Source organism: Rhodohalobacter sp. (genome assembly GCF_041686455.1).
GTDB lineage: Bacteria > Bacteroidota > Rhodothermia > Balneolales > Balneolaceae > Rhodohalobacter.
This window is the reverse complement of the sequence record NZ_JAWLDW010000172.1, coordinates 1-4,296: the sequence shown is the minus strand read 5'-3', so window position 1 is coordinate 4,296 and position 4,296 is coordinate 1. Positions and strand designations below refer to the sequence as shown.

The window sequence follows — 4,296 nt, the reverse complement described above, 5'->3', positions numbered from 1 at the left end:
GGTTGTGGCATGCCGGCCCTTGCCGTCCTTTTCCCGGACGGTTCTGGTCCTGAACACAGCCTCACCGATGAGACGGTTCAGCAGCGTGGTCTTGCCGACCCCGGAAGATCCCAGCAGGCAGCAGGTCAGCCCCGGCTCCAGGAGGTCTTTGATCCGTTCCAGCCCGGCTCCGTTTTCACTGCTGAACGGCAGGACCTGCAACTGCGGCATGATCTCATGGATCTGGTCGATCCGGCCTTCGATCTCTTCGGGCGTGAGAAGGTCACTTTTGCTCAACAGCACCACCGGCCGTATATGGCTGTCGTTGACCATGACCAGATACCGCTCCAGCCGCCGTAAATTGAAATTGTGATCCAGCGACTGGACAATGAATGCTGTATCGATATTGGCGGCAATCAGCTGAAACTCGATTTTCTTTCCCGGAGTTTTCCGTTTCAGCAGGGATTTTCTACGGATGATCTCATGGATGACGGCAAAGGTGTTGTCATCATAATAGTTGACCAGGACCCAGTCCCCGACCGCCGGATAGTCCAGAGGAGACGCGGCACTGAACATCAGTTTTCCCACCAGTTCCGCCGGGACATCCTCCGCACCGCCTGTGACGGTATACCGGTCTTTGTGCACCGCAATCACCCGGGCGATCTCAAATTCCGCCAAACGTCCGGGATCGACACGGTCCTTGAACCATTTTTCAAAGCCGAGTTTTTCTAAAGTCTGTATGTTTTTCATTGAAATAACTTTATTTAACGAGTTGGTCAACAGGGGTGGCGCGCTTTTTTCCGTCCTCTGGACCAGCGAAGGTAGAATTTTTAATAACGGTAACGCCGATTGGGAATAATATCGAGATTTTTAGCCCAGTTTAAAAGCTTTTTAAGCCTCCACCTCAGAGTCTGGTCAGCCTGATTTGTACCTAATATTTTACGAAAGGTTTTTAGCAATGGCTCATTCTGATTCGCTGCTATCCAAAGCTCTGTATATGGCTCATTATTTAACATTTCACTCACATCTTCTTTAAAAGAAGAAAGGCTTGCAAATTGAAATTCATTTTCAACATACCAGCCACCATTTTTCAGATCTTGAAAGGCTTTTCCTAATTCTCCACCAGATGGAATATTTCCATTTAATAATTGTTCTACAGCGCTTTCGATGAAATGCCATGATGCGGTCGGTACAAAAGCCGCATAGCCGCCACGCCTTCCACGGGTAATTGTTACGAGGTTTCCAAGCGTACGAACCACCTCTTTTCTATCAGCAGAGATAGGTATTAATTTACCTTCCTGAATATCTGCAAGCTTCAAAACGCGGAGCCAAGATTTAATTACATTGGCGTAAAGCTTCCAGGTTTGTTCGGTTGCTTCAACAAACGGAAAAGATTCCTTAAGGAATTCAGGAAGAGAATCTATACGCACATAAGAGTTCGACTCTACGCGAGTTAAAATACGAGATATAATATCATTAGAGCTTACTTGGCGCCTCAAGTACTCCCCCAGTGTTCCTTGCGAAATTACATCGAGGACACTTTGGGGTATAGTCCATAGACCATTGTCAAGCCGAACAAGATTTAAATGCCTCCATTCTCTAAGATGATTAAAAATGCTTCCGCGAGACATATCTAAATAATTTGCTAATTTGTCAATATCGAAGGGCTGTGCACCGACTGCCTTTTGAAATGTTCCAACTACACTCCCTGGATAAATCCTATAAAGAGTTGATTGACGAAATTCCGGAAGTTTATTGTAAACCAAATATTCCTTAAAAACATCATTGTATGTGTCATATGTCGAACCGGTTAGTCTAAGTAATCTAGTTCGCGTAAGTTTATCTAACACTTGTGGCAGAAGTGGATCTTCATCAAATAGTACATGTAATTGTCTGTAATCTGCTGGCAAACGGGCAGAAATTCTGACCAAATAATCTTTTTCATTTTCTTCGAGGCCCTCTAGTTCTTCATCAAACAAGTCATTTAAACGCAAACTTGATGCAATTAATTCGGGTTGGTCGGTCTGAACTGTTTCAGTCAATCTTAGAATATGGGCCATGGTTCGTTTTAGTAGCCATGGAAATCCTTGCGCAAATTCCAAAACATATGATAATACTGATCGGTTCATACGTCGGTGGGCATTATTATTTATATGCTCCAATAGTTCTTTGGCCTCAAATTTCGTGAAATCTTTGAGTTCAAAAGACTCAGAAAAGGAATTTATCCTTTCTAAAGAAATTTTTGTATCGTCGTAAGTGGTTAACTGATCATTTTTTCTTGCTACACAAAAAACAATACGATTCGGGATCCTCTGAAAAATCAGTGCAAGAGTTTCATATGCATTGAATACTTCGGGTTTTGTAAAAGTAGCTTCAAACTGGTCGATCATAAAAACCGCTGTTTTATTACCTAGATTTTCACTAAAAGTAGTCAGTTGCGATTCTACCTCCATAAAATCTATCGGATTTTCATTTGCCCCCGTAAACCTTCTAACTACTGCAAAAACGTCTATTATTGATTTAACATCGCGTGCATCATGTAATTCTGTGCTTAATCCTAATTCTTTGAGATGAGCCTCAATTGAAGCTAATGTTGAACTTTTGCCGACTCCGGAGCGACTTTTTACTTGAATTAAGCGAGGTGCTGAACTCGAAATGATTGCACTTATAATTTCTTTGATTAGCTCTTTTCGTCCAACATAAAATGCGGGAGGTGCAGGTAAACGATAGTCCGTCCAATCTTTGCCGAGGGTCAAGCCTAAAGGAATTATTCTTGTATCATCTATTTTGATGATATTTTTTTTCGATTTATTTAATGTAACAGGCTCAAGCGGTGCTAATGTATCAATATGACTCTTACACGCAGCGAGAAAATTTTCGTCAGGAATTTCTCTTGCGGCTGAATCAAATAAGGTAAAAAATGAAGGAGCAACTGAATCAGGACTTGCGGATATGGCGACTAAAAAAATACCGTTGTCTGTAGCGAGTAAATGTATGGTTTGAGGCGTATATGGGCTTGATTCAAATAATTTCCATATGGTTTCCCTTTGAGGTAACCCTAACTCTCTTTGAATCGCATCCTCAAGGGCGGCACCTGTTAAACAAGTTATGCCAAATCTTTCGACCTGACGGAAATAATCATTGGCGTCCGGGGTAAGCGAACTCGTCGCAAGAAATAGACCGTGAATTTTACGTTCGATTATGCCCAGAGGCATTAGCTTGCCCACGAAGGCACTGAGAGTTTCACCTCTTATAGAATTTCCTAAGGCCTTTGCTTCACCAATGACCTGAACGCGTGTCGCACGATTTATTCCTTCAAGATCATACTCTAAACTATTTCTTTTTTGTCTCATTTTAACGGTATAGCCTGTAGACGACAAGTAGTCATTTAAAAGTTTTTCAAATAAGAGACCTTTATAATAACTTGCATTGCTATCGTTCTGTCTCGAATCATAAAAAAGAAACATCGTTTAAGCACTCCGATTATTATATGGCTTAATTTCCTCTGACACTGAAAAAACAAAATAACATCTTCAAATTATTCTAACACACATAATGTGTTGAACTGTGAATCTTTTTTTATGATGATATCCAACCAAATGGTTATAAACTCCTCAAATTTTCCGTATCAGTAATCCTTGAATATGTAAAGAAATTTTGGCAACCCTCCAGGAGATCAAAGGCAAATACATCTAATTTGAATGGAATTAAAATCTGGCTCGCTCAGCTGTTCCCAGATACCTAAAATTCAATATTATTGCTGGAAGGGTATCACTACACGAGTCTCTCCCCCAACCGCGCTGCTCTTTCCATCAATGATGAAGAAATCTCCTTTGATTTTTTGGTCCCGGGTTTGGTGATCGTGCCCACGAGCTTGTACCCGCCGTAATGCAGCACTTCCTTGACCGCCCGGATCGCGCCCCGGCTTTCCGGAAAAATGAAGTTGAACGGCCAGGGGGTGGTGCAGGTCGTCACGATAACGGCGCGTTTGCCTTTCTGCCTGGGTTCCGGCATCCCTTTTGGGCTTTCCCCCATGAATACCGGGACGTTGCGGTCGAACAGCAGTTTGAGCGGGGCGCACATGTTGCCCCAGTGGGTCGGGGTGCCGATGACCAGGGCATCGGCTTCTTGAATCTTGTTGCCCACCCGGTGCGCGTCATCTTCCGGCAGGACACAGGTGCCTTTGTCCCGGCAGGTCATGCAGGCGGTGCAGAATGCCATGTCAAGTCTGCACACATCGATCCATTGGGTTTCATGCGTGGTGGACAGTGGTTCTGTCACCGCTTTGAGCAGTGTGGCAACGGTGCCGTTTTTCCG

At 43.5% G+C, this 4,296-nt stretch carries 3 protein-coding genes; all 3 read right to left on the bottom strand.

Annotated features, from left to right (window positions below):
• Positions 1 to 729 (bottom strand): GTPase RsgA (gene rsgA, locus ACESM0_RS13025; protein WP_372906636.1); only part of this gene is annotated, 729 nt, incomplete at its 3' end.
• 80 nt (positions 730 to 809) lie between these two features.
• Complete coding sequence (locus tag ACESM0_RS13020; protein ID WP_372906635.1) at positions 810 to 3,446, bottom strand: restriction endonuclease; 2,637 nt, start codon at positions 3,444 to 3,446, stop codon at positions 810 to 812.
• 307 nt (positions 3,447 to 3,753) lie between these two features.
• On the bottom strand, positions 3,754 to 4,296 hold a 543-nt coding region (locus tag ACESM0_RS13015; RefSeq protein ID WP_372906634.1), incomplete at its 5' end, for a flavodoxin family protein.